The sequence below is a fragment of the Streptomyces sp. V4I8 genome (assembly GCF_041261225.1).
Classification (GTDB): Bacteria; Actinomycetota; Actinomycetes; order Streptomycetales; family Streptomycetaceae; genus Streptomyces.
In genome coordinates, this window is the sequence record NZ_JBGCCN010000001.1 from 9129578 (window position 1) to 9151689 (window position 22112).

16 protein-coding genes are annotated in these 22112 nt (G+C 70.3%); 9 read left to right on the plus strand and 7 right to left on the minus strand.

Going from position 1 to position 22112, the window contains the following annotated elements; genetic code table 11:
• The first annotated feature begins 30 nt into the window (after positions 1-30).
• Entirely contained in the window at positions 31-3954 is a 3924-nt protein-coding gene (locus ABIE67_RS41470) for a glycoside hydrolase family 2 TIM barrel-domain containing protein (RefSeq protein ID WP_370266720.1), read from the plus strand.
• An 80-nt stretch (positions 3955-4034) separates the two neighbouring features.
• Here the strand turns inward: ABIE67_RS41470 and ABIE67_RS41475 are convergent, their stop codons facing one another.
• Positions 4035-7697 carry a LamG-like jellyroll fold domain-containing protein gene (locus tag ABIE67_RS41475; RefSeq protein ID WP_370266721.1) on the minus strand — a complete coding sequence of 1221 codons (3663 nt, stop codon included), beginning with the start codon at positions 7695-7697 and terminating at the stop codon, positions 4035-4037.
• A 407-nt stretch (positions 7698-8104) separates the two neighbouring features.
• Here ABIE67_RS41475 and ABIE67_RS41480 point away from each other — a divergent pair, with 407 nt between their 5' ends.
• From ABIE67_RS41480 to ABIE67_RS41500, 5 genes are all read left to right on the plus strand, one after another.
• A complete protein-coding gene (locus tag ABIE67_RS41480) occupies positions 8105-9151 on the plus strand; it encodes a LacI family DNA-binding transcriptional regulator (protein WP_370266722.1) in 1047 nt (348 codons plus the stop codon).
• 128 nt (positions 9152-9279) lie between these two features.
• Positions 9280-10527: an extracellular solute-binding protein gene (locus tag ABIE67_RS41485; RefSeq protein ID WP_370266723.1), complete on the plus strand. Its 1248-nt coding sequence runs from the start codon at positions 9280-9282 to the stop codon at positions 10525-10527.
• Positions 10528-10549: 22 nt separating this feature from the next.
• Entirely contained in the window at positions 10550-11530 is a 981-nt protein-coding gene (locus ABIE67_RS41490; RefSeq protein ID WP_370266724.1) for a carbohydrate ABC transporter permease, read from the plus strand.
• Positions 11527-12369 (plus strand): carbohydrate ABC transporter permease, encoded by an 843-nt coding sequence (locus ABIE67_RS41495; RefSeq protein ID WP_370266725.1) that lies wholly within the window; start codon positions 11527-11529, stop codon positions 12367-12369. The genes ABIE67_RS41490 and ABIE67_RS41495 overlap by 4 nt, the downstream gene beginning before the upstream one ends.
• A gap of 83 nt (positions 12370-12452) precedes the next feature.
• Positions 12453-14189, plus strand: a complete 1737-nt coding sequence (locus ABIE67_RS41500; RefSeq protein WP_370266726.1) for an amylo-alpha-1,6-glucosidase — start codon at positions 12453-12455, stop codon at positions 14187-14189.
• A gap of 254 nt (positions 14190-14443) precedes the next feature.
• On the opposite strand, the gene ABIE67_RS41505 is transcribed toward ABIE67_RS41500, so the two are convergent.
• The 4 genes from ABIE67_RS41505 to ABIE67_RS41520 all read right to left on the minus strand — a co-directional run bounded on the left by ABIE67_RS41505 (position 14444) and on the right by ABIE67_RS41520 (position 17017).
• Positions 14444-14866 (minus strand): nuclear transport factor 2 family protein, encoded by a 423-nt coding sequence (locus ABIE67_RS41505; protein WP_370269457.1) that lies wholly within the window; start codon positions 14864-14866, stop codon positions 14444-14446.
• A 5-nt stretch (positions 14867-14871) separates the two neighbouring features.
• Entirely contained in the window at positions 14872-15678 is an 807-nt protein-coding gene (locus tag ABIE67_RS41510; protein WP_370266727.1) for an MBL fold metallo-hydrolase, read from the minus strand.
• Between the two features lie 56 nt (positions 15679-15734).
• The gene (locus tag ABIE67_RS41515) at positions 15735-16352 is read right to left on the minus strand and encodes a DsbA family protein (protein ID WP_370269460.1); all 618 of its coding nucleotides are present in this window, start codon (positions 16350-16352) and stop codon (positions 15735-15737) included.
• 170 nt (positions 16353-16522) lie between these two features.
• Positions 16523-17017, minus strand: a complete 495-nt coding sequence (locus tag ABIE67_RS41520) for a MarR family winged helix-turn-helix transcriptional regulator (RefSeq protein ID WP_370266728.1) — start codon at positions 17015-17017, stop codon at positions 16523-16525.
• 257 nt (positions 17018-17274) lie between these two features.
• Between ABIE67_RS41520 and ABIE67_RS41525 the strand changes: the two genes are divergently transcribed.
• Entirely contained in the window at positions 17275-18078 is an 804-nt protein-coding gene (locus ABIE67_RS41525) for an SGNH/GDSL hydrolase family protein (protein ID WP_370266729.1), read from the plus strand.
• A gap of 390 nt (positions 18079-18468) precedes the next feature.
• Here the strand turns inward: ABIE67_RS41525 and ABIE67_RS41530 are convergent, their stop codons facing one another.
• A complete protein-coding gene (locus ABIE67_RS41530) occupies positions 18469-19011 on the minus strand; it encodes a hypothetical protein (RefSeq protein WP_370266730.1) in 543 nt (180 codons plus the stop codon).
• A 223-nt stretch (positions 19012-19234) separates the two neighbouring features.
• On the opposite strand from ABIE67_RS41530, the gene panD reads away from it, so the two are divergent.
• Together panD and ABIE67_RS41540 are read left to right on the plus strand one after the other, a co-directional pair.
• Complete coding sequence (panD, locus tag ABIE67_RS41535; protein ID WP_370266731.1) at positions 19235-19657, plus strand: aspartate 1-decarboxylase; 423 nt, start codon at positions 19235-19237, stop codon at positions 19655-19657.
• A 45-nt stretch (positions 19658-19702) separates the two neighbouring features.
• Positions 19703-20047, plus strand: coding sequence for a GNAT family N-acetyltransferase (locus ABIE67_RS41540; protein ID WP_370266732.1), 345 nt, complete (start codon positions 19703-19705; stop codon positions 20045-20047).
• Between the two features lie 551 nt (positions 20048-20598).
• Here ABIE67_RS41540 and gndA read toward each other — a convergent pair.
• The gene (gndA, locus tag ABIE67_RS41545) at positions 20599-22038 is read right to left on the minus strand and encodes an NADP-dependent phosphogluconate dehydrogenase (protein ID WP_370266733.1); all 1440 of its coding nucleotides are present in this window, start codon (positions 22036-22038) and stop codon (positions 20599-20601) included.
• Positions 22039-22112 lie beyond the last annotated feature (74 nt).

Below are 22112 nucleotides of genomic sequence, written 5' to 3' on the forward strand. Positions count from 1 at the left end.
CGCACTGTCGTCCCGAGGAAGGCCACGGTCATGCCGCACTCTCCCGAGTCTCCTGCCACGCCCCACCCGCAGGGTGTGCCCGTCAGCCGGCGCCGCCTCCTGGAGGGAGGAGCCGCCGTCCTCGGCGCCCTCGCCCTGTCCGGATCGTCCGCCGCCACGGTCCACGCGGCCGACACAGCCGGAACGGCGGCCGCCACCCCGGAGTGGAACGGGCACATCGACGTCTTCCAGGTCGGGACCCAGCCCCCGCACACCACACTCATGCCGTACGCGGACCTCAGACAGGCGCTGGACGCGGACCGGACGCGCTCGCCGTACCGACTCAGCCTCGACGGCAAGTGGAAGTTCGCCTACGCGGACCGGCCCGACGACCGGGACACCGACTTCTACGGCACCGACGTCGACGACAGCGACTGGGACAGCATTCCCGTCCCCTCCGTCTGGCAGATGCACGGCTACGACCGCCCGATCTTCGTCAACATCACCTACCCGTGGTGGGGACCCAACGGGCTCGGCGAGGAGGCCCGGCCCCCGGCGGCGCCGACGCGCTTCAACCCGGTGGGGCAGTACCGGCGGACCTTCACCGTGCCGCGCGGCTGGGCGGGACGACGGACCTTCCTGCACTTCGAAGGCGTCAAGTCCGCGCACTACGTGTGGATCAACGGGGAGTTGGTGGGGTACGCCGAGGACTCGTTCACGCCCGCCGAGTACGACATCACCGAGCACCTCAAGCCGGGCACCAACCAGATCGCCGTGGAGGTCTACCGCTTCTCCGACGGGGACTGGCTCGAGGACCAGGACATGATCCGGCTGAGCGGGATCTTCCGCTCGGTCTACCTCTACTCCACGCCCGAAGTCCACCTGCGCGACTTCAAGCTGGACACCCCGCTGAGCGACGACTACACCGCCGCCGAACTGTCCGTCACCGCGAACGTGCGCTCGTACGGCGGCGGGGGTGAGGGCGGCTACTCCGTCGAGACACAGCTGTACGACTCCCGCGGCCACGCCGTCTGGTCCCGCCCGCTCCGGCAGGCCGTCGACCTCGCGTCCGCCCCCGCCGGCGAGGACGTCACCGTCCGGGCAAGCAGAGCCGTCCCCGAGCCGAAGCTGTGGTCCGCCGAGCACCCGAACCTCTACACCGCCGTCCTACACCTGCGCGACCCGGCCGGCAAGGTGATCGAGACGCTCTCGCACCGCGTGGGCCTGCGCGAGTTCGCGCTCAAGGACGGCCTGATGCGGATCAACGGGCAGCCCGTCTCCTTCCGCGGCACGAACCGCCACGAGATGCACCCCGACGGCGGCATGACGCTCACCCGGGCGCACATGACCAAGGACATCGAGATCATCAAGCGGATGAACATGAACAGCGTCCGCACCTCGCACTACCCCAACAACCCGCTGTGGTACGAACTCGCGGACGAGTACGGCCTGTACCTCGTCGACGAGACCAACCTGGAGACCCACGGCATCCGCGGCGAGTACCCCGGCAACCACGCGGACTGGACCAAGGCGTGCGTGGCCCGGGCCCAGAACATGGTCCACCGCGACAAGAACCACGCCTCGGTGGTCATCTGGTCGCTCGGCAACGAGGCCGGCGGCGGCAGCACCTTCGTCGCCATGCACGACTGGATCAAGTCCTACGACCCGACACGCGTCATCCAGTACGAGGGCGACGACCGGCCGACGATCAGCGACATCCGCTCGGAGATGTACGACAGCCCCTCCCGCGTCGAGCAGCGCGCCAAGGACACGGCCGACACCCGGCCGTACGTCATGATCGAGTACGCCCACGCGATGGGTAACTCGAACGGCAACTTCAAGAAGTACTGGGACATCGTCCGCCGCTACGACGTCCTCCAGGGCGGCTGGATCTGGGACTTCGTCGACCAGTCCCTGAGCTGGCCCGTCCCGCCGCGCAAGATCCTCACCGAGTCCGGGCCCGGCGGCCTGCGCGGCGAGATCCTGACCGCGAGCGGCACCTTCGACCGCGCGAAGGGCGTCTCCGGCGCCACCGTCTTCGCCCGCGACCAGCGCCTCGACCTCACCGGCTCGCTCACCCTGGAGGCCTGGGTCACCCCCCACGTCACCGGCTACCACCAGCCGATCATCGCCAAGGGCGACACCCAGTACGCCCTCAAGCAGTCGGACCGGACCCTGGAGTTCTTCATCTACGGCGGCGGCCAGTGGATCACCGCGAACTGGGCCCTCCCGGACGACTGGACCGGCCGCGAGCACCACATCGCCGGTGTCTTCGACGCCGACGCCGGCACGCTGACCCTCTACGTCGACGGCGCGGCGAAGGCCACCCGGACCACCACACGCAAGCCCGCCACCAACACCGCGCCCCTCGCGCTCGCCACCGACGTGGACAACCCCACCCGCGAGTTCAGCGGCACGATCCGCCGGGCCCGCGTGTACGCCCGGGCGCTGAGCGCGGCCGAGCTCGGCTCCGACAGCCGCGGCCCCGGCGACGAGGGCGTACGGTTCTGGTTCGACGCGGCCACCGTCGACGTCACCGAGAAGCGGCCCCGCGAGAAGACCTTCTTCCCCTACGGCGGCGACTGGGGCGACAACCCCAACGACGGGACCTCCAACGCGGACGGCATCATCACCGCCGACCGCCGGCTCACCGGCAAGGCGGCCGAGGTCAAGCAGATCTACCAGGCCGTGGGCGTGGCACCGGCCTCCGGCGCCGCCCTGGCCCCCGGAACGCCGATCACCCTCACCAACGAGTACCTGTTCACCAACCTCCGTGAGTTCGACGGCCGTTGGACCCTCGTCGCCGACGGTGAGGTGATCCGGCGCGGAAAGCTGAGCCGCACCCAGCTGGACGTCCCCCCGCTCAGCGGCAAGGACATCACGGTCCCGGTGCAGCTGCCGGCCACCCCGGCGCCCGGCGCCGAATACTTCCTCCAGCTGTCCTTCACCACCAAGGAAACCACCCCCTGGGCGAAGGCCGGCTTCGAGGTGGCCAAGCAGCAACTCCCCATCGACGCGGACATCCCGGTCGTGGCCCCCGTACCCCTGGCGACCGTACCGGCCCTGCGCCACGAGGAGCGGGCCGCGGACGTCACGGTCAAGGGCAACGGCTTCTCCGTCACCGTCGACAAGAGCAGCGGCGTCATCACCTCGTACGAAGCCCGGGGCACCCGGCTCATCACCTCCGGACCGGTGCCGAACTTCTGGCGGGCGCCCACCGAGAACGACCGCGGCAACGGCCAGCACACCCGCAACCAGACCTGGCGCGACGCGGGCGACCGGCGCAAGGTGACGGATGTGACGGTGCGCGCCCTGCGTGACAAGGCCGTGGAGATCAAGGTCAGCGGCACCCTGCCCACGACGACCGAGTCGACGTACAGCACCACCTACACGGTGTTCGGCAACGGCGAGATCAAGGTCGACAACACCCTGCACCCGGGCGCCGCCTCCCTGCCGTACATCCCGGAGGTCGGCACGATGCTCTTCCTGCCGGGCCGCTTCGAGCGCCTTCGCTACTACGGCCGAGGGCCCGAGGAGAACTACCTCGACCGCAAGGACGGCACCGACGTCGGCGTCCACTCCGGCACCGTCTCCGGCCAGTGGACCCCGTACATCCGCCCCCAGGAGAACGGCAACAAGACCGACGTCCGCTGGATCGCCCTCACCGACCGCACCGGCACCGGCCTCCTCGTCTCCGGTGAGCCCCTCCTGGAGGTCAACGCCTCGCACTTCACCTCGGAGGACCTGTCGTCCGGCGTCCGCCACGGCTACCAGCTCGCCCCGCGCGACGAGGTCGTCCTCCGCGTCAACCACCGGCAGATGGGCCTGGGCGGCGACAACAGCTGGGGCGCCCACACCCACGACGAGTACAAGCTGTTCGCGAGCCGCGACTACTCCTACACCTACCGGCTGCGCCCGCTGACCGACGTCGACCAGGCGATGGCGGCGTCGCGCAGGCCGACGGCCGTGGAGTGATCCGAACGTGACCGGGGTCTCGGCGCATCACCGGGACCCCGGCCGCCGTGCGCGTCGCGCCGCCGCCGGTGGTGATCACCTCATCGCACCTCCCGTGCGAACGGTGCCACGGTGATCCGGTCGATCAGCGGTGCGTAGCGGGAGCGGAGCAGTACCCCGGGGAAGGTGTCCGAGGCGTAGGTGGTGCCGTCGAAGTTCGGCAGTTCCTCGGAGCGGAAGGTGATCGCGTTCCGTCCCTTCTCGAGCTGGACCGGGACGGTCAGCTCCCAGAAGTTGTTCTGGTGGAAGGTGTGCGGGAAGCCGACGCGCCGGGGTTCGCCGCCGTTGACGGTGAGGTCCGCGTGGCGGGCGAGCGGGTCCGGGTTGTAGTGGGTGGCCGGTGACTGCTCGGGGTTGGAGTAGCGGATCCGCAGCGCGTACAGCCCGGCCCGGTCGGCGGAGACGGTGAAGGTGGCGGTGTTGCCGTTGCCGGGCTCGCCGCCGATGCCGGTGATCGCCGTGCCGTCGGTGGCCAGGGACAGCGGGGTGAGCGCGGCCGAGCCGGCGAGCGCGGCGTCCCGCGCCTCGTACGTACGCGCCGGAAGCGCCCCTTCGGTCGGCGTGACCGTGAGGCGGTCGACGAGACTGGTGGACGAACCTCCGGTCAGCGTCACCTTGTTGACGCCGCCCGAGAGGGAGACCGCCACCTCCTGCTTCCCCTTGGCCAGGCGCAGGACGTCGTGGCCGTTGACGGAGAGACGGGCGCCCGAGCCGTCGAGGGTGTCGACGCCGAGCGTGGCCTCGCGGTCGGCGGGCGAGTAGACCCAGAACGTGGCGGTCTGGTTCTTCGCGAGCCGGACCGCGCCAGAGCCGGTGGCGGGGGTACCGGCCTCCTTGGGCAGCCGGTAGACGGGCTGTGCCCCGCCGTGCAGCCAGGCCAGCTCGCCCTCGTACACCTGGGTGGCGGCAGAAGCCTCGGGCAGCGACAGGGTGAGGCGGTCGACGATGGCGTCACCCTTGGTGGCGCGCTTGCCGTCGAGGCTCTTCGCGGCGAGCGTCAGGGTGTGCCTGCCCTGGGTGAGGTGGACCTTGGTGTCGGTGTGGTCCCACACCACCCACTTGTAGCCGAGCGGCAGGTACAGCTCCTGCTCGCTGTCCGCCGTGCCGTCCACGCGCAGGAAGACGTTGGTGGGGCCCTGCTCCTTCACCTTGTCGAAGGTGTTGAGGGAGTTGGCGAAGACACTCAGGTCGTAGGTGCCGTCCTCGGGCACGTCCACCGTGAAGTCGAGCGCGACGTCCGAGCCGGTGCGCAGGCCGCCCACGTCGTAGCCGCCGGAGGTGTAGAACTTCGACACGTCGCCGGTCGAGCCCTCCGGACCGTTCTTCGAGTAGCCGGACCCGGTGTGGGCAGCGCCCTCCGCCTCGTACGACGCCTCCCAGCGCGTGGGCGGGGACTGCGAGTTCTTCGCCTTCCCGGCCGGGCTGAGGACGATCTCGTACGCCGAGGACTCCTTCAGTTTCGGCAGCCCTCCGTCGCCGAAGCCGACGACGACCGTGCCGTCCTCACCGACGGTCAGGTTCTGCTCCGACAGCAGCTTCGGGCCGGAGCTGTCGCCGACCTGGCCGCTCCACTCGATCTCGCGCACCCAGACGTGCACGCGGTCCCCGAAGACCTTCTCGGGGACGCCCGCGAAGGTGATGTGGCCCTTGCCGGTGGAGCCGCCGAAGACCAGCCGGGACTGCTTCTTCTTCTCGTCGAGCGTGGCCACGCCCTGCATCGTGTAGTTCTCGCCGGGGAACGGCGGGGCCACCTCCACCGTGTGCCCGCTCATCGAGGCGTAGGAGTTCAGCAGCCACCACTGACCGTTGCCGCGGCCCGACTGCACCGCCGAGTCGGAGAGGTTGCCGTCGATGTTCCAGTACGCGATGTCGGCGTCCACCTTGGACTCCTCGATCGCGGACACCCACTGGATCATCTGGCCGGGGACCGAGGTGTGGTAGTTGAAGGCGTACTCGTTGATGCTGATGGGGATTCGGGTGCCCGCACGGTCGGTGCCCTCGAACAACTCCTTCTCCCACGCCCGGTACTTGGCGACGCTCGCGCGCACGGCCTCCGGGTGGCTCAGCTCGTGCCAGGTGACGACGTCGGGGAGGGTGCCTGCGGCCAGCGCGTGGGTGAGGAAGCCCTTCACCTGGTCGTACAGGACACTCGTGTTGGGCCCGGCGATGCGGGCGTCGGGCATCCTGGCCTTGATGAGCTGGTACGCGGAGTCCCAGGCGGCGAAGTAGTCATCGGGGTCGTTCAGCCAGCTGATCTTGTTGTAACTCCACTGACCGGTGCCGAACATGTTGCCCTCGGGCTCGTTGAACGGCACGAAGACGATGTTGTCCTGGTACTGCTTCGGCAACTGGAGCACCTGGTCGACCTGTTTGGCGATTTTCTCCTCGTACAGCTTGAGCTTCTGAGCCGGTGTGTCGCCCGGCCACTCGTAGGGGAAGCCGCGGTGGATGTCGGTCATGTAGATGTAGACATCGCCGTCGGTGGAGTCGGCCAGCGGCTTCACCACCTCCAGCGCGTCGGCGCCCGGGTGCTGCGGACCGTCCTGCGCCTTCGTGGAGACCGTGCGCAGACCCATGCCCTCGATGAGGTTGTTGGTGGGGACGTCCGGTCCGTACACGCCGTAGAGCGTGCCGGAGGCGCCACCGTGGAACGCGCCGGTGTCCGAACCCAGGTCGACGGTGAGCTGTCCCTCGCGGACCACGGTGACGTTCGCCCGCACGGGGCGCCCGGCCGCCGTTCCCGCCACGGTGAAGGTCCCCGGCTGCGCGTACTGCTCGGACGGTACGGCCGCCCAGGCGACGGGCACGTCCCGGTCGTAGCCGTCGGAGAAGGAGGAGCGGACGGCGGCCGGGAGGGAGGGGGCGGTCCCGGTGGTCGTACGGACCTCGAAGGACGTCTTCGAGAGTTCCTGGACGGTCGGCACGGTCCCGACCGTACCGGCCACCTGTTCGGCGCTGAGCGCCGAGTGCCACACGGTGAAGTCGTCGATCGCGCCCTTGAGCAACGGGTCCGGCCAGAAGGACTTGCCGATGTAGCCGGCGGCCGTGGCCGAGGAGTCCAGCAGTTCCGCGGCCTTGACGGTCGTCGCGGCGGAGGAGACCGCGACGCCGTCGAGGTAGGTCGTGACCCGGCGGGCGGAGGTGTCGAGGGTGACGGTGACGGTCCGCCACTGGTCGGAGGGGAGCGGCGCGTACCCGGAGACCTGCGCCTCGGCACCTCCTCCGCCGGTGGTGACGGAGGTGCGCAGCACCCCGTTGCCGCTGTACGGGGAGGTGAAGAGGTACTTGGTGGTGTCGGTGCCCAGGTCGAAGATCCGCTGCCAGGACGCCGCGTCGCCGCTCCACTTCACGCGGGCGGAGACCGTCAGGTCGCTCGCGCTCGCGAGCACTTCGCGGGGCAGGCGGACATACGCGCCGTCGGAGGTCGGCGCCCCGCCAGGCAGGGCCAGCGCCCTGCCGCCGTCCGTGCCCGCCACGGACTGGGCGGTGGAGCCGTTCACCAGGGTCGCGGTCAGGCCGTTGCCGGAACTGTCGCTGATCCTGCCGGAAGCCGGGTCGTCCTGGTCGAAGGTGTAGTGCGCGGTGGGCGGGGGCGCCTCGGCCGCCTGCGCCGGGGCGGCCGGTGCGGCCAGCAGGCCCGCCCCGAGAGCCGCCGCCAAGGCGGCCGGAGCCCGGCGCCGGGCGGATCTGTCAGCGGATGGCATGGATCGCGTCCTCAATCCTTGGGGTGTCTACATGCGTCGAACCGGTTCGATATCGAATGCGCGCGCTATAGGAGACTCGGCTTGCCGATCGGGTCAGGGCCAGTGCTGCCGGGGAGGGCTAGCCACGGGGCCCGCGGTCATCGGAAGGATCACTTCATCGAACCGGTTCGGGGAAGCTAGCACCGGGATTCCCGGCCAGCAATCCCTTCGGCACGAGGATCTCCCCGAGTCCGGGCGGGGTGCGAAAAGTGTCGTCAGGGGTGTTGACAGGGGTTCGGGCAGTTCCTACCTTCACTTCACGCGAACCGGTTCGACGGCCGGTCTCGCCTCTGTTCCACCCCTATCGGCACGACCGGCGGCCGCTCCCTCAACCGAGAGGGTCGAACCGGTTCGAGCAAGGAGTCGCCGTGAACATCGGTGAGATCGCCAGGCGGGCCGGTGTCTCGCGGAGCACCGTGTCCTACGCGCTGAGCGGCAAGCGCCCGGTCTCGGACGACACCCGCCGGAAGATCCAGCAGGTCATCGACGAGCTGGGTTACCGGCCCAACGCGAGCGCGCGCGCCCTGGCCAACGGCCGGACCAGCACGATCGGTCTGGTCTTCCCGCCGGCCGGGAACCACTACACCGGGATGCAGTTGGACTTCATCGGCAGTGTGGTGGAGGCCGCCGCGGCCTACGACTACGACGTACTGCTGTCACCGAGCGGTGTGGACAGCGACCGCTCGTTCCAGCGGCTGCTGGGGGAGCGGCGGGTCGACGGCGCGATCCTGATGGAGATCAGGCTGGAGGACGACCGGGCCGAGCACCTGGCCGCAATCGACTTTCCCTCCGTCGCCATCGGCCGCACCGCCCGCCCGGAAGGCGGCTGGTGGGTCGGCCTGGACCACACCGCGCTGGCGGCGGCGTGCGTCCACCACCTGGCGGATCTCGGCCACCGCCGGGTCGCCTTCGTCAACCGTCCCGAGCAGCTCCTGCGGGCCGGCTACGAGTCCGCGCACCGGGGACTCGAGGGCTTCACCAAGGCCGCGGCCGAGCGCGGGCTGACGGTGCGGACGTACTGCTGCGGGGACGACGCCGCCTCGGGCCAGGCCTGTCTGGAGCGGATCCTGCACGACGACCCGGCCACCACGGCCCTGGTCACGCTGAACGAGGCCGCTCTGGGCGGCCTTTACCGGGGGCTCGCCCAGGCGGGCCGCCATGTGCCGCGCGACTTCTCCGTCACCGGGGTCGTGGCCGGCCGCTGGGCGGAGACGGTGACCCCGCAGCTCACCGCGGCCGACGTACCGGCGGAGGAGATGGGCCGTCGCGCCGTCGAACTCCTGGTGGAGCGGCTCGACCATCCCGACGCGCCGCCCCGCAGCCACCTCCTCACACCGCCCATCTCCTTGCGGGCCAGCACCGGTCCCTCGGGAGCCACTCCCGGCGCGAGTACCGGGCCCGTCACGACGCCCTGAACCGCACCCCCGTACGCCTGCTCACACCACCGGACGCCCGGACCGCTCGACAGCGTGGTTCGGCATGCCCGGACATCCTCACCACCCGTGCCGTGGGCACCCGCATGCCCGAAATCAAAGGAACTTCGATGAACAGCTCTGCCAGACAGCGCCGTCTGATCGCCGCTGCCCTGACCGCAATGGCCGTGGCCGTCACCGCCACCGCCTGCTCCTCCGGGGCGGGCAGCGCCGACACCAAGGGCGCCGGCAGCGGCACGTACACCGTGTGGGACCCGTACCCGCAGTTCGACAAGACCTCGGCCTGGGCGAAGCTGCTGGACGGCTGCGGCACCGAGGCCGGCGTGAAGATCAAGCGGACCGCGTTCGACACCAGCGACCTGCCGAACAAGACGCTGCTGGCGGCCCAGCAGGACAACTCCCCGGACGTCCTCATCGTCGACAACCCGGTGGTGTCGACCCTGGCGGAGGCGGGCGTGCTCACCACGACCGACGACAACGAGCTGGACACCTCGAAGGTCAACCCCAACCTCCTCGCTGCCGGCCAGTCGGGCGGGAAGACGTACGGCACGCCGATCGGCGCCAACACCCTCGCCCTCTACTACAACAAGGCGGTACTGAAGGACGCCGGGGTGGACATCGCCTCGGTCAAGGACTGGAAGTCGCTGACCGCGGCGCTCGCGAAGGTCAAGAAGGCGGGCAAGAAGGGCATCACCTTCTCCGCGATCGGCACGGAGGAGGGCAGCTTCCAGTTCCTGCCCTGGTTCTGGGGCTCCGGAGCCCAACTGACCGCACTCGACTCCGACCAGGCGGTCTCCGCGCTGTCGCTGTGGAAGAACTGGCTGGACAAGGGCTACGCCCCCAACTCGGTCATCAACAACACCCAGACGACCAGCTGGCAGGAGTTCGCGAGCGGCGACTACGCCTTCGCGGAGAACGGCACCTGGCAGCTCGCGGGCGCCGAGAAGGCCGGCTTCGAGTACGGCGTCCTTCCCATCCCGGCCTCCGGGGGCGGCAACGCCGCGGCCCCGACCGGCGGCGAGTTCGTCACCATCCCGGTCCAGGAGGACACCGGCCGCTACCCCACCACCCAGAAGCTGGCGACCTGCCTGACCAACAGCGACAACCTCTACGACACCGACACCACCCTGTCCTACGTGGCCCCCACCAGCGAGGTCCAGGACAAGCAGGTCGCGGCGAACGCCGAGCTGAAGCCGTGGGTGGACGCGGTCAAGGCAGCCAAGGGCCGTACCAGTGACGACCTGGGCACCAAGTACCCCAAGATCTCCGAGCAGATGTGGAAGGCGGTCCAGTCCGCCCTCAGCGGGTCCGAGTCGCCCAAGGACGCGCTGGCCACCGCCCAGTCCGCCGCCCAGTAGCCAGGATTCCCCCGGACCACAGATGAACCATACGAAGCTGCCGGACGACCGGTCCCTGCGCGTCCGGAACGGGGCGGCCACCGCTGCCCGGCTCCCGGTCCGCGACGGGAAACGCCGACGGCCCACCTCCACCCAGTGGGCCGCCTGGGGATTCCTCGCTCCGGTGACCCTCTATCTCGTCCTCTTCTACGCCTATCCGCTCTACCGCAACATCGACCTGAGCCTGCGCAACTACACGGTCCGTTCCTTCGTCCAGGGCGACGCGCCCTTCACGGGCCTGGAGAACTACCGCACCGTCCTCGACGACCCGGCCTTCGCCCCGGCTCTGCTGCACACCGTGGTGTTCACCGCCGTGTGCCTGGTCTTCCAGTACGTCATCGGCCTGGCCCTCGCGGTCTTCTTCCATCAGCACTTCCGGCTCTCCGCCACCCTGCGGGCCCTGTTCCTGGTGCCCTGGCTGCTGCCACTGATCGTCTCGGCCTCCACCTGGTCATGGATGCTCAACAGCGACTCCGGTGTCGTCAACGCCGCCCTGCACGCCGTGGGCATCGACCCGGTGAACTGGCTCACCTCCCCGTCCTGGTCGCTGACCTCGGTGATCATCGCGAACATCTGGATCGGCGTCCCCTTCAACCTGGTCGTGCTCCACAGCGGCCTGCAGTCCATCCCCGCGAGCCTGTACGAGGCCGCCGCCCTCGACGGGGCGAACGCCTGGCAGCGCTTCTGGCGCATCACCTTCCCGCTGCTGCGCCCGGTGTCCGCCATCACCCTCCTGCTGGGCCTCGTCTACACACTCAAGGTCTTCGACATCATCTGGATCATGACAAAGGGCGGCCCGGCGGACTCGTCCACCACCTTCGCCACCTGGTCCTACCAGCTCGGCTTCGGCAACCTCCTGCCCGCCTTCGGCCCCGGCGCGGCCGTCGGCAACCTGCTCGTCGTCGCCGCCCTGGTCTTCGGCCTGGTCTACCTCCGAGTCCAGCGAAAGCAGGCACTGTCATGACGAGTGCACAGACAGTCCTGAACCGGCGCCGCCGTACGTGGGGAAAGACGGCCATCGGCCTCCTGCTGACCGCGATCATGCTCTTCCCGGTCTACTGGATGATCAACGTGTCCTTCACCCGCGACCAGGACATGCGTAAGAGCCCGCCGGACCTGTTCCCCGCCCACGCCACCCTGGAGGGCTATCGGGCCGTCATCGACCAGCAGTTGCCCTACCTCGGCACCAGCCTCGTCATCGGCCTCGGCACGGTCGTGTTGACCGTCGCCCTGGCCGCGCCCGCCGGCTACGCCCTGGCCAAGCTACGTCCACGCGGCGGCGGGGTACTGAGCTTCCTCCTGCTGGCCGCCCAGATGATCCCCGGCATCATCATGGCGATGGGCTTCTACGCCATCTACCTCCAGCTCGGCCTGCTCCAGTCCGTCCCCGGCCTGATCATCGCCGACTCCACGCTTGCCGTTCCCTTCGCGGTGCTGATCTTCACGGCGTTCATGTCCGGGATCCCCGGCGAACTGCTCCAGGCCGCGACGATGGACGGAGCCAGGGCCCTGCGCACCTTCTGGTCGATCGTGCTGCCGATGAGCCGCAACTCCGTCGTCACGGTGTCCCTGTTCGCGTTCCTGTGGTCCTGGTCCGACTTCGTCTTCGCCGGCACGCTCGTCAACGGCGGCGCCCACGAGCCCATCACCCTCGGCATCTACCACTACATCGGCAACAACAACCAGGAGTGGAACGCCATCATGGCCACCGCCGTCGTGGCCTCGCTCCCGGCCGCGGTCATCCTCGTCCTCGCCCAGCGCTACGTCGCCGCCGGCGTGACCGCGGGCGCGGTCAAGGACTGACTCCCTCCCCGCCCCCCGTCACGACCGAACCGGCTGCACGCCAGTCGGCCGGTGCCCCCCGCTCGAGAAACGAGTCACCCGTCATGACCGCCGCCCCATCCGGCCCGGCCTTCTCCGTCCACGACATCCCGTTCAGCACCTACGGATCCTGGTTCGACATCTCGCCCGTGGTGGCGGAGAAGACGTACGCCGAGGACCTCCACCTCGTCTCGCACCAGAACGGCATGCACGCCGTCCTGCGCCTCGTGCCCCTGGACCCGGCGACGGGCACCCGCGCCGAGACCCGCGTCCAGACGACACCGGACCTGCTCAGCTGGATCGGCGGGGGCGGGCGCGTCGACCTCGCCTACGAGTCGCCGGACACCGTACGCCTGCGGGGGAGTGGCCTCGGCATCGGCGTCCTCGCCGCCGCGCAGGCCCTGACCCCGTTCAGCGGGACGTACTTCTTCCGCGACCCGGCGGTGGACGCGTATGTGTTCACGTCGTACGAGACCGGACGCCGCTATCGCGTCACCGTGCTGTCCGGCACTCTCGCCGACACGGCCGGGGCCCAGGCCCTGGGCAGCGCCGACCGCGGTCTGGCCGTGACCGCGGAGGCGGACGGGGACTGGGAGATCGCGATCGAGGAACTCGACACCTCCCGTCCGCCGTACGCCTTCTCGGCGGCCTTCGACGCCATCGTGGAGGCCGCACGGACAGCCTTCGCGGAGTTCGTCGACGCGGTGGCCCCCTGGCGTTCGTCCGCCACTCCGGCCGCCGAACTCGCCGTCTACGTCGTCTGGTCGGCGACCGTACGGCCGACGGGACTGGTCACCCGGCACGGCGTGCTGATGTCCAAGCACTGGATGGACAAGGTCTGGAGCTGGGACCACTGCTTCAACGCCCTCGCCCTGGCGCCCGGACGCCCCGACCTCGCCTGGGACCAGTACCACCTGCCCTTCGACCACCAGGACGCCGGCGGCGCCCTGCCCGACTCGGTCACCCACTCCGAGGTCCTCCACAACTTCGTCAAGCCGCCCATCCACGGCTGGGCCCTCGGGCATCTGCGCCGCCGGCTGCCGACGCCTCCCGGCCGGGCCGAACTGACCGAGACATACGAGCGGCTGGAACGCTGGACCGACTTCTGGCTGACCGCGCGACGAGCCCCGGGCGCCGAACTGCCCCACTACCAGCACGGCAACGACAGTGGCTGGGACAACGCCACCATCTTCGACCCCGAACGGGTCGTCGTCACCGCCGACCTGGCCGCCTTCCTCGTCCTCCAGCTCCACCAACTCGCCGAGTTGGCGACGGAATTGGGCAGAACCGATGAGGCCGGCCGATGGAGGCGAACCGCCGAGGAGACCCGGACGGCGCTGCTCGACCAGCTCTGGGACAAGGACAGATTCGTCGCCCGGGGGGTCGCCAGCGGGGGCACCTGGAGCAGCGCCGGCCTCCTCGACCTGATGCCCATCGTGCTGGGCGAGCACCTGCCCGGCGAGGTCACCAGCACACTGGCCGACCACATCAAGGCCCACCTGACGCCGTACGGCCTCGCCACCGAACGGACCAGCTCACCGCACTACCTCGCCGACGGCTACTGGCGCGGCCCGATCTGGGCCCCCGCCACGATCCTCGTCGAGGACGGCCTGCGCCGCGCCGGCCACCAGCGGCTGGCGGACGACATCAGCGCCCGCTTCCGCGCCCTGTGCGAGACCCATGGCTTCGCCGAGAACTTCGACGCCCTCACCGGAAGGGGGCTGCGCGACCGCGCCTACACCTGGACCGCCAGCAGCTACCTCCTGCTGGCCGAGGCGCACGCACACCGAGACGGCCGCTGACCGGCGACTGGCTCAGGCGTACATCGCTCGGCACGTGCGCGACCCCGGCCTGGGCGCGGAGCGGGTCGCGGAGGCGATCGGGGTCGCCGCCCGGCACCTCAGCCGCCTCTTTCAGCCGCACGGCGTCAGCCCCGCACGCCCATCCTTGACCGACGGCCGGCGAGGGCGCGTGAACAGTTGGCCGATTCGGGCTGCCGCCGACGGGGACGGGGCCGTTTCGGCCGCCGTCCCCGATGGCCGGTGACCGGGCCGCCTCAGTGGTTCATGGCCTTGAGCACGAGCGCGGTGTCGACGAACTGCTCGAAGCGGACGACCAGGCCGCCGCGTACGACGAAATGGTGGGCGACGCGTACGTCGATCGGTTTGCCGGTGGCCTTGTTGACGGCGGTGTAGCGGGCGAGGACGACGACGTTTTCGCCGTCGACGACGTAGGTGTCGTCGTGGGCGGTCCAGCCGTCCCAGTCCTGGCCGAGCTTCTCCATCACGTTCGACGTGACACCGTCGGGGGTGCGGTAGGTGCCGGCGAGCGGGAAGCCGGCCATCTCGGTCCACTCCACGTCGGGCGCGAGTGTGGCGCGCAGGGCCGCCAGGTCACCGGCCGCGGAGGCCAGGTACTGACGGCGGACCACATCGGCGGGCGCGACGGAGGTCGCGAAGTCGGTGTTCGCGTACGGCATGTGTGTCAGCCCCACTTCATCTCGCCCTTGGCGACCTTCGCGCCGATCTGGGCCGCGATCAACATGCCGTTGGCCTGGTAGCGCTTGACCAGGGCGTCCGCGAGCGCGGCGCCGTCGGCGGCCCGGTCCAGCTCCTCCTCGAAGGCGAGCAGGTAGGCGCGGGTGGCGGCGATGGCGGAGGCGTCCGCCGCGGTGCCGGGCAGCCGGTGGCCGGGGACGGCCAACTCCGGTGCGAGCGCGGCCATTTCGTCCAGCAGGTCGATCCAGGCGGCACGGTCGCCGGGGGTGGGGGTGTCGGCGACCCAGACGTGCTCCTGCTGGAAGAGCAGGACGCCGCCGAGCAGGGCGCGGTGTTCGGCCTGCCACAGGTAGTGGCGGTCGGGCAGGCCGGCCGGGCCGCCCTTGAGCTCGAAGCGGTGGCCCTCGAGGGTGAGGTCGCCGGTCAGGGGCTCCAGCTCGACCAGGCGGGTGGGCAGGTTGGGGCCGAGCGCTGCCCACGCCTTGAGCTTGCCCTGGTAGGAGTGCTTGATGTGCTCGATGACGATCGGGGTGGCGACGAACTTCGCGTCGGGGAAGGCGTCGGCGAGGACCTCGGCGCCGAAGTAGAAGTCCGGGTCGCCGTGGCTGACGAAGACGGTGGTCAGCTTCTTGCCCGAGTCGAGGATCTCGGCGGCCAGGCGGTGGCCGTCGGCGCGGGTGAAGGCGGCGTCGACCAGCAGGGCCTCGGTCTCGCCGGTGACGAGGGTGGCGGTCTTGTTCTTGCTGCCGGCGGGGAAGTCCAGGTCGAGGACCTTGAACGACAGGGTGCTCATGGGGGCTCCTTGACGGAAAGGGGGCGGGTAGGGGGCGGGTGGGGGCGGGGAGAGGATCAGGGGGTGCGGAGGTCGGTGAGGTGCCGGTCGATGCCGTCGGCGGTGGCGTGACCGTGCGCCAAGGTGGTGGCGTGGCCGCCGACGACGGCCAGCAGGGTGGGGAAGCCGGTGACGCCGAGTTCGGCGGCCCGGTGGAAGCCGGCCTCGGCCGCGGCCTGCGCCTCGGGGGCTTCGAAGGCGGCGACCACGGCGTCGGCGTCCAGTCCGGCCCGCTCGGCGACCGTGCGGTAGGCCGCGGGGGCGGAGAGGCTGTGGCCGTCGATGTAGAAGGCGTCCTGGAGGGCGGCGGCCAGTTCCGCCGCCCGGTCGGGGGCGGCCTGACGCAGGGCGGCCACGCCGCGGGCGGCGGCCCCCGAGTCCATCACGAAGGAGCCGTCGGCGATCAGCCTCTCGTACGCCTCGCCGAACTCGGCACCGGTCAGCTCGGCGATCTTGGCGTTCGCACCCTGGACATGGCCGAACTCGCGGATCGGCACCCGGCGCGATCCGGTGAACAGGCCGCCGGAGACCACTTCGACCGGCAACTCGGGATGGCGGGCGACGACCTCGCGCAGGGTGCCGGAGAACCCGTGTGACCAGCCGCAGTAGGCGTCGAAAACATAGACGACCTTCATCGGGACCTCGGCACAGAAGGTGGCGCCCGCCTGCTGCGAGCCACTCATCTGACAGAACAGTAACTGACGTGTCAGGTATTTCCCCGCTCGTGTGACGTCGACCACACAACGCTCATGCTTCTGCTGTCAGTACGCCAGCGCTGCCGTCCGGCACCGGCCTCGGAAGTGCCTCAGGGCAGCCGGGGCAGCACGTCTCGGGCCGAGTGGCTCAGGATCCGCAGGTCCTCCGCGAACCGCTCGTGGTCCTCCGGCGGCAGCGGTGCCAGGAAGTAACGGCGGATGTTCTCCACGTGCAGTCGAGAGGCGCGGACGGTGGTCTCTTCTCCCAGCGGGGTGAGGCGTACCAACTTCCCACGCCGGTCGTCGGGATCCTCGACGCGCTCGACCAGTCCGGCCGCCCCCATCCGGTCCACCAGACGCGTCGCACCGCCCGTGGTCAGCACCTGCTCCTGGGCTATGGCTCGCATCGGCAGCCCGGCCCCCTCCGCCCGGCCCAGAATGAGCAGGACCTCGTACATGAGGTGGCTGATGCCGCACTCCCGCTCCAGCGACCGCCCCAGGATGTACTCCAGCCGGTTTGCGGCGCCCTGCAACCGCCCGAAGGCCAGCACCAGCGCGTTGTCCGCGGCCTCCTTCGGCGAAGAGATCCCAGCCTGCTCACCCATGTCTCCACCGCCTGCCCAGTCCTCCATGGCTTGCATCCACTGATCATGCCGTGTTTCCCGTCCGGACGAGGCGGCTCATCCGCGACCGGAGGCGGTCGGCACGGAGAACGGTTCTGAGGGCGGGCCTTCCCTCATGTGCAAGCATATGATTAGTCACTTTCTTGACTATGATGCGATGCCGGACGAGAACGAGCGGAGGGGCTGCTTGATGGCCTTGCGACAGTTCGACAGCGGTCCTCCGGGAAAGGCGGACACTCATGCCGAGCGGTGAATACCTGCGTTACGTCGCCCTGGGCGACAGCCAGACCGAAGGGCTGGGCGACGGGGACGACACCGTCGGTCTACGCGGCTTCGCCGACCGGCTCGCCGAGCACCTCTCAGCCGTCAACCCCGAGCTTCGGTACGCCAACCTGGCCGTACGAGGACGTGTCGCCGGCCAGATCCGCGCCGAACAGCTGGAGCCTGCCCTGGCTCTGCGCCCCGACCTGGCCACCGTCGTCGCGGGAGTGAACGACCTGCTCCGGCCCCGGTTCAACGCCGCAGAGGTGGCCGGTCACCTGGAGGAGATGTTCGCCGCGCTCACGGCCGCCGGGGCCCACGTGGTGACGCTGACCTTCCCCGACATGGGGCAGATCGCGCCCCTTGCCCGGCCCATCAGGTCCCGCGTGTTCGACCTCAATATCCGCATCCGCGCTGCGGCCGCCCGTCACGGGGTCGCGGTGGCCGAAACCGCCCGGCACGCCGTCTCCACCGACCCACGGCTGTGGACCGCGGACCGACTCCACGCCAGCCCGCTGGGCCACGAGCGGATCGCCGCGGCCCTTGCCCAAGCCATCTACCTGCCCGGAAGCGGCGACGCCTGGACGCTCCCCCTGCCGCCACAGGCGGTCCCCGTGGGCTGGCAAGCCGCAGCGGCCGAACTGCGCTGGGCGGCCGCATTCCTCGCGCCCTGGCTCGGACGCCGTCTGCGCGGTCAGTCCTCCGGCGACGGCCGGACCGCAAAGCGCCCCCAGCTCCTGCCCCTGAGCGCCACGCCCGTCTCCCCGGCAGACACCGGTTGACGGGAATCCTCGTAGGACAGCATCGACCGGCGCCTCATGACGTCGCAGGCGTACCTCGATTCCGTACGCGGCAGCGCCCGACCACGGATCGTGGGTCGGCGCGCGTCCACCGGTCGCTGTCGAACGACGGCGCTTCGCGATCTGCCCGGCCACGGGAATCCGGACGCTCTCGAGGTCCGGCAGCGTGCTGATGCCGTTCCTCAACCACGAGTTCGACCGGAGGGCCAGATCGGTCCACCGGCCGGTGACGGGTGCCTGAGCCACACCGCCCTTCCTGCGTCGGGGCGTGGTGACCGGTCAGCCGACTCCGTCCGAGGCGATCCGGAATCCGTCCGTGGCCCCCAGGTGATCGCGGCCCCGATGTCCCCAGCCTGATGCCGGAGGGTGCTCCTACCTCGGCCGCCGGTCATCGCAGAGCCGCCGGCGGGCGGACGTGATGCGGCAGTCGCCCGGCCCCTGCGCAGGTCGACGCAGCAGTTCCCGCAGGGTCGTGCGGGTTTCGGCTATCTGCTGCCGCCAGGCTGCGCTGCGCAGGGTGGCGAAGTCCCATGCGACGACGGGCTCGGCGCCGCTCGCACAGTATCCGTAGACCGAGGAGGCGATGTCCTCGGTCAGGAGGTGGTCGTAGTGGAACGACCCCTCGAAGCCGGCCCAGGCCACGGCTCGGCCGTCCGCGCACAGGCGGCCCAGGGCCTCGCGCGTGTAGGTGGACAGGACGAGAGAGGTGTCGTGGAAGGTGAGGTCGTACGACATGAGACCGAGCGACGCGATCGCCGCCGGCTGCTCCTGCGGCATGAAAGGGCGCACCTCGTCGGGTGCGAGTCCGGCGAGGTGGAACGTCGCCGGAGGGAGCGGTTCGTTCCCCGCTCCGATGACGAACACGGTCACCGTGGCGGGACCTGCGAAGCAGAGACCTTCTTGTACCTCGTTCACGGTGCTTCCTTGTTGCTGTTCACGCTTGGCATTGTCAGTGTCGACCGCTCGCACCGGATCACCGCCGTCGATCTGATGGCCTGTCGGGCAGTCAGCAAGGGATCAGTGTGAGTCCGGGAACACCTGCGGACAGCTGACCGAACACGCGAATCGTTGTACGCTCCGAAGGCCGCCCCTGACCTGAACAAAGCAGGCAGGGAGCAGATGAATCGGGAGTCTCTCCGTGTTTCGTACCATGTTCAAGTCCAAGATCCACCGCGCCACCGTCACCCAGGCCGACCTGCACTACGTGGGATCGGTGACCATCGACGCGGACCTCCTCGACGCCGCCGACCTGCTCCCCGGTGAGCTCGTCCACATCGTCGACATCACCAACGGTGCCCGTCTGGAGACGTACGTCATCAAGGGCGAGCGTGGCTCGGGGGTCGTCGGGATCAACGGTGCCGCCGCCCATCTCGTCCACCCCGGCGACCTCGTGATCATCATCAGCTACGCTCAGATGACCGACGCCGAGGCGCGGGAGTTCGAGCCGAGGGTCGTGCACGTGGACGGTGCCAACCGGATCGTGGCCCTGGGCGCCGACGCGTCCGAGCCGGTGCCGGGCTCCGGCCAGGAGCGCAGCCCGCAGGCCGTTCCGGTGGCCTGACTCCCCTCATCCCCAGCCTGACGACGGACCTGGAGCGTGCGTGGCATGAGCGACACAGAGATCCGCGACGACCGGACGGCCGGCCGCCTGGAGGCCCTCCAGGGTGACGAAGTCACCGGCCACATCGAGTACTTCGTCCTCGACGCCCCGGCACGCGCGCTCGTCCCCGTCCACACCCTCGTGGAACCCGCCCACGAGGGGAAGGGCATCGCGGGCTCCCTGGCACGCGAGCTGTACGGCATGGCGGCACGCGAGGGAGTCGTCGTCGCGCCGCTGTGCCCTTACGTCGTGAAGTGGGCCGAGCGTCATCCCGACGAGGCCCCGGCAGCCGACCCCGAGCTGCTGGAGGCGGCGAAGGACTGGCTGCGGGCGCACCCCGGGCGGTTCTGACGGAGGGCGGTTCCCACCGGGGGGCGGTTCTGGTCACGGTTCGTGCGGGCCAGGGCCGCCTTCGACGGGCCCACTTGGGCGCCCGCATTGACGCGGGTGAGTGACTGGTGGCGCGGCCACCGGGTACGCGGGGGAGTAGTCCAGAGCCGATGTCACGGACTGGCTGGAGGACACCATGACCAACCCGTATACGGACCCGGTCCATCCGGAACCGCCGAGCCCGGAGCCGCACCCGGTCCCGCCCCCGGAGCCCCCGCCGGCTCCCGGCCCACCCCCGCCCCCGGGCCCCCTGCCCGGGCCGGAACCGACGCCGCCCGCGCCGCCGAGCCCACCCTCCCCTCCGGACCCCTCCCCGTCCCCGATCCCGCCGGGACCGGAGCCGGTGCCGAACCCCGAGCCCGGACCGCCGCTCACCTGAGCGCCCCGTGCACTCTCCGTGAACAGACGGCAGGCACCCCGTCCCGATGTCCGGCCGCACGCGGACATGGGTCCGCCCCGTGCCCGAAGCAACGACCGGGCACGGGGCGGTCACCTGGCGGACCGGACACTCCCTAGCCGGCCACCTCCGACCGGTCCCCGCCCCACAGCGTGTGGAACGAGCCGTCCCGGTCGGTCCGCCGGTAGGTGTGCGCGCCGAAGTAGTCCCGCTGTCCCTGCGTCAGCGCCGCCGGCAGCCGCTCGGCGCGCAGGGCGTCGTAGTAGGCGAGGGCCGCCGCGAAGCCCGGCGTCGGCACACCCTGCCGGGTCGCCGCGATGATCACCTCACGCCAGTCGTCCTGCGCCGCGGCGATCTCCTGCGCGAACGTGTCATCGGACAGCAGGCTCGGCAGATCGGCCCGGGCGTCGTACGCCGCGCGGATCCGGTCCAGGAACGCCGCGCGAATGATGCAGCCGCCGCGCCAGATCGCCGAGACGGCGCCCAGGTCGATGTCCCAGTCGTACTCCGCGCGCGCCGCGTCGATCTCGTGGAAGCCCTGCGTGTACGACACGATCTTCGACGCGTACAGCGCCTGCTCGACCCGGTCGGCGAAGGCCGCGGCCTCCGCCTCGCCCAGCGGCGTGGCCGTCGGGCCGGCCAGCCCGCGGGACGCGTCCCGCAGCGCCGCGTGCCCGGACAGGGAGCGGGCGAAGACGGCCTCCGCGATACCCGACACCGGCACGCCCAGGTCCAGGGCGATCTGCACGGTCCAGCGGCCCGTGCCCTTCTGCTCGGCCTGGTCGACGACCACGTCCACGAACGGCTTGCCCGTCGCGGCGTCCACGTGCGACAGCACCTCGGCGGTGATCTCGATCAGGTAGGAATCCAGCCGGCCCTGGTTCCAGGTGCGGAAGATCTCCGCGATCTGGGCGGGCTCGTACCCGGCGACGTCCCGCAGCAGCTGGTACGCCTCGCCGATGAGCTGCATGTCGGCGTACTCGATGCCGTTGTGCACCATCTTCACGAAGTGTCCGGCGCCGTCGGGGCCGACGTGCGTCACGCAGGGCGCGCCGTCCTTCGCCTTGGCGGAGATCTTCTCCAGCATCGGGCCCAGCGAGTCGTACGACTCCTTCGGGCCACCCGGCATGATGCTCGGCCCGTTCAGCGCGCCCTCCTCGCCGCCCGAGACACCCATGCCGACGAAGTGGATGCCCTGCTCGCGCAGGTCCCGCTCCCGGCGCCGGGTGTCGGCGAAGTGCGCGTTGCCACCGTCGATGATCATGTCGCCGGGCTCCAGCAGCGGTGCGAACTCCTCGATCACCGCGTCGGTCGGCTCGCCGGCCTTCACCATGATGACCAGCCGCCGCGGTCGCTCCAGCGCCGCCACGAAGTCCTTGGCGGACTCGGCCGGGATGAACTCGCCCTCGCCACCGAACTCCTCCACCAGCGCCCGCGTACGCGCCGGCGTCCGGTTGTGGACCGCGACGGTGTAGCCGTTGCGGGCGAAGTTGCGGGCGAGATTGCGGCCCATGACCGCGAGACCCGTGACGCCGATCTGCGCCGAAGTGCTCATGCGTTGGCTCCTAGTGACCTCGATATATCAGCGGTGCCGGTCATGCCCGCCAGTATTGCCCCATCGTCCATCCT

Excerpts from the sequence above, each read along its gene's own strand:
- ABIE67_RS41470 (WP_370266720.1), top strand. The coding sequence starts at position 31 with ATGCCGCACTCTCCCGAGTCTCCTGCCACGCCCCACCCGCAGGGTGTG.
- ABIE67_RS41520 (WP_370266728.1), bottom strand. The coding sequence starts at position 17,017 with ATGGGTGAGCAGGCTGGGATCTCTTCGCCGAAGGAGGCCGCGGACAAC.
- ABIE67_RS41515 (WP_370269460.1), bottom strand. The coding sequence starts at position 16,352 with ATGAAGGTCGTCTATGTTTTCGACGCCTACTGCGGCTGGTCACACGGG.
- ABIE67_RS41510 (WP_370266727.1), bottom strand. The coding sequence starts at position 15,678 with ATGAGCACCCTGTCGTTCAAGGTCCTCGACCTGGACTTCCCCGCCGGC.
- ABIE67_RS41495 (WP_370266725.1), top strand. The coding sequence starts at position 11,527 with ATGACGAGTGCACAGACAGTCCTGAACCGGCGCCGCCGTACGTGGGGA.
- gndA (WP_370266733.1), bottom strand. The coding sequence starts at position 22,038 with ATGAGCACTTCGGCGCAGATCGGCGTCACGGGTCTCGCGGTCATGGGC.
- ABIE67_RS41525 (WP_370266729.1), top strand. The coding sequence starts at position 17,275 with ATGCCGAGCGGTGAATACCTGCGTTACGTCGCCCTGGGCGACAGCCAG.
- ABIE67_RS41500 (WP_370266726.1), top strand. The coding sequence starts at position 12,453 with ATGACCGCCGCCCCATCCGGCCCGGCCTTCTCCGTCCACGACATCCCG.
- ABIE67_RS41505 (WP_370269457.1), bottom strand. The coding sequence starts at position 14,866 with ATGCCGTACGCGAACACCGACTTCGCGACCTCCGTCGCGCCCGCCGAT.
- ABIE67_RS41485 (WP_370266723.1), top strand. The coding sequence starts at position 9,280 with ATGAACAGCTCTGCCAGACAGCGCCGTCTGATCGCCGCTGCCCTGACC.
- ABIE67_RS41475 (WP_370266721.1), bottom strand. The coding sequence starts at position 7,697 with ATGCCATCCGCTGACAGATCCGCCCGGCGCCGGGCTCCGGCCGCCTTG.
- ABIE67_RS41540 (WP_370266732.1), top strand. The coding sequence starts at position 19,703 with ATGAGCGACACAGAGATCCGCGACGACCGGACGGCCGGCCGCCTGGAG.
- ABIE67_RS41490 (WP_370266724.1), top strand. The coding sequence starts at position 10,550 with ATGAACCATACGAAGCTGCCGGACGACCGGTCCCTGCGCGTCCGGAAC.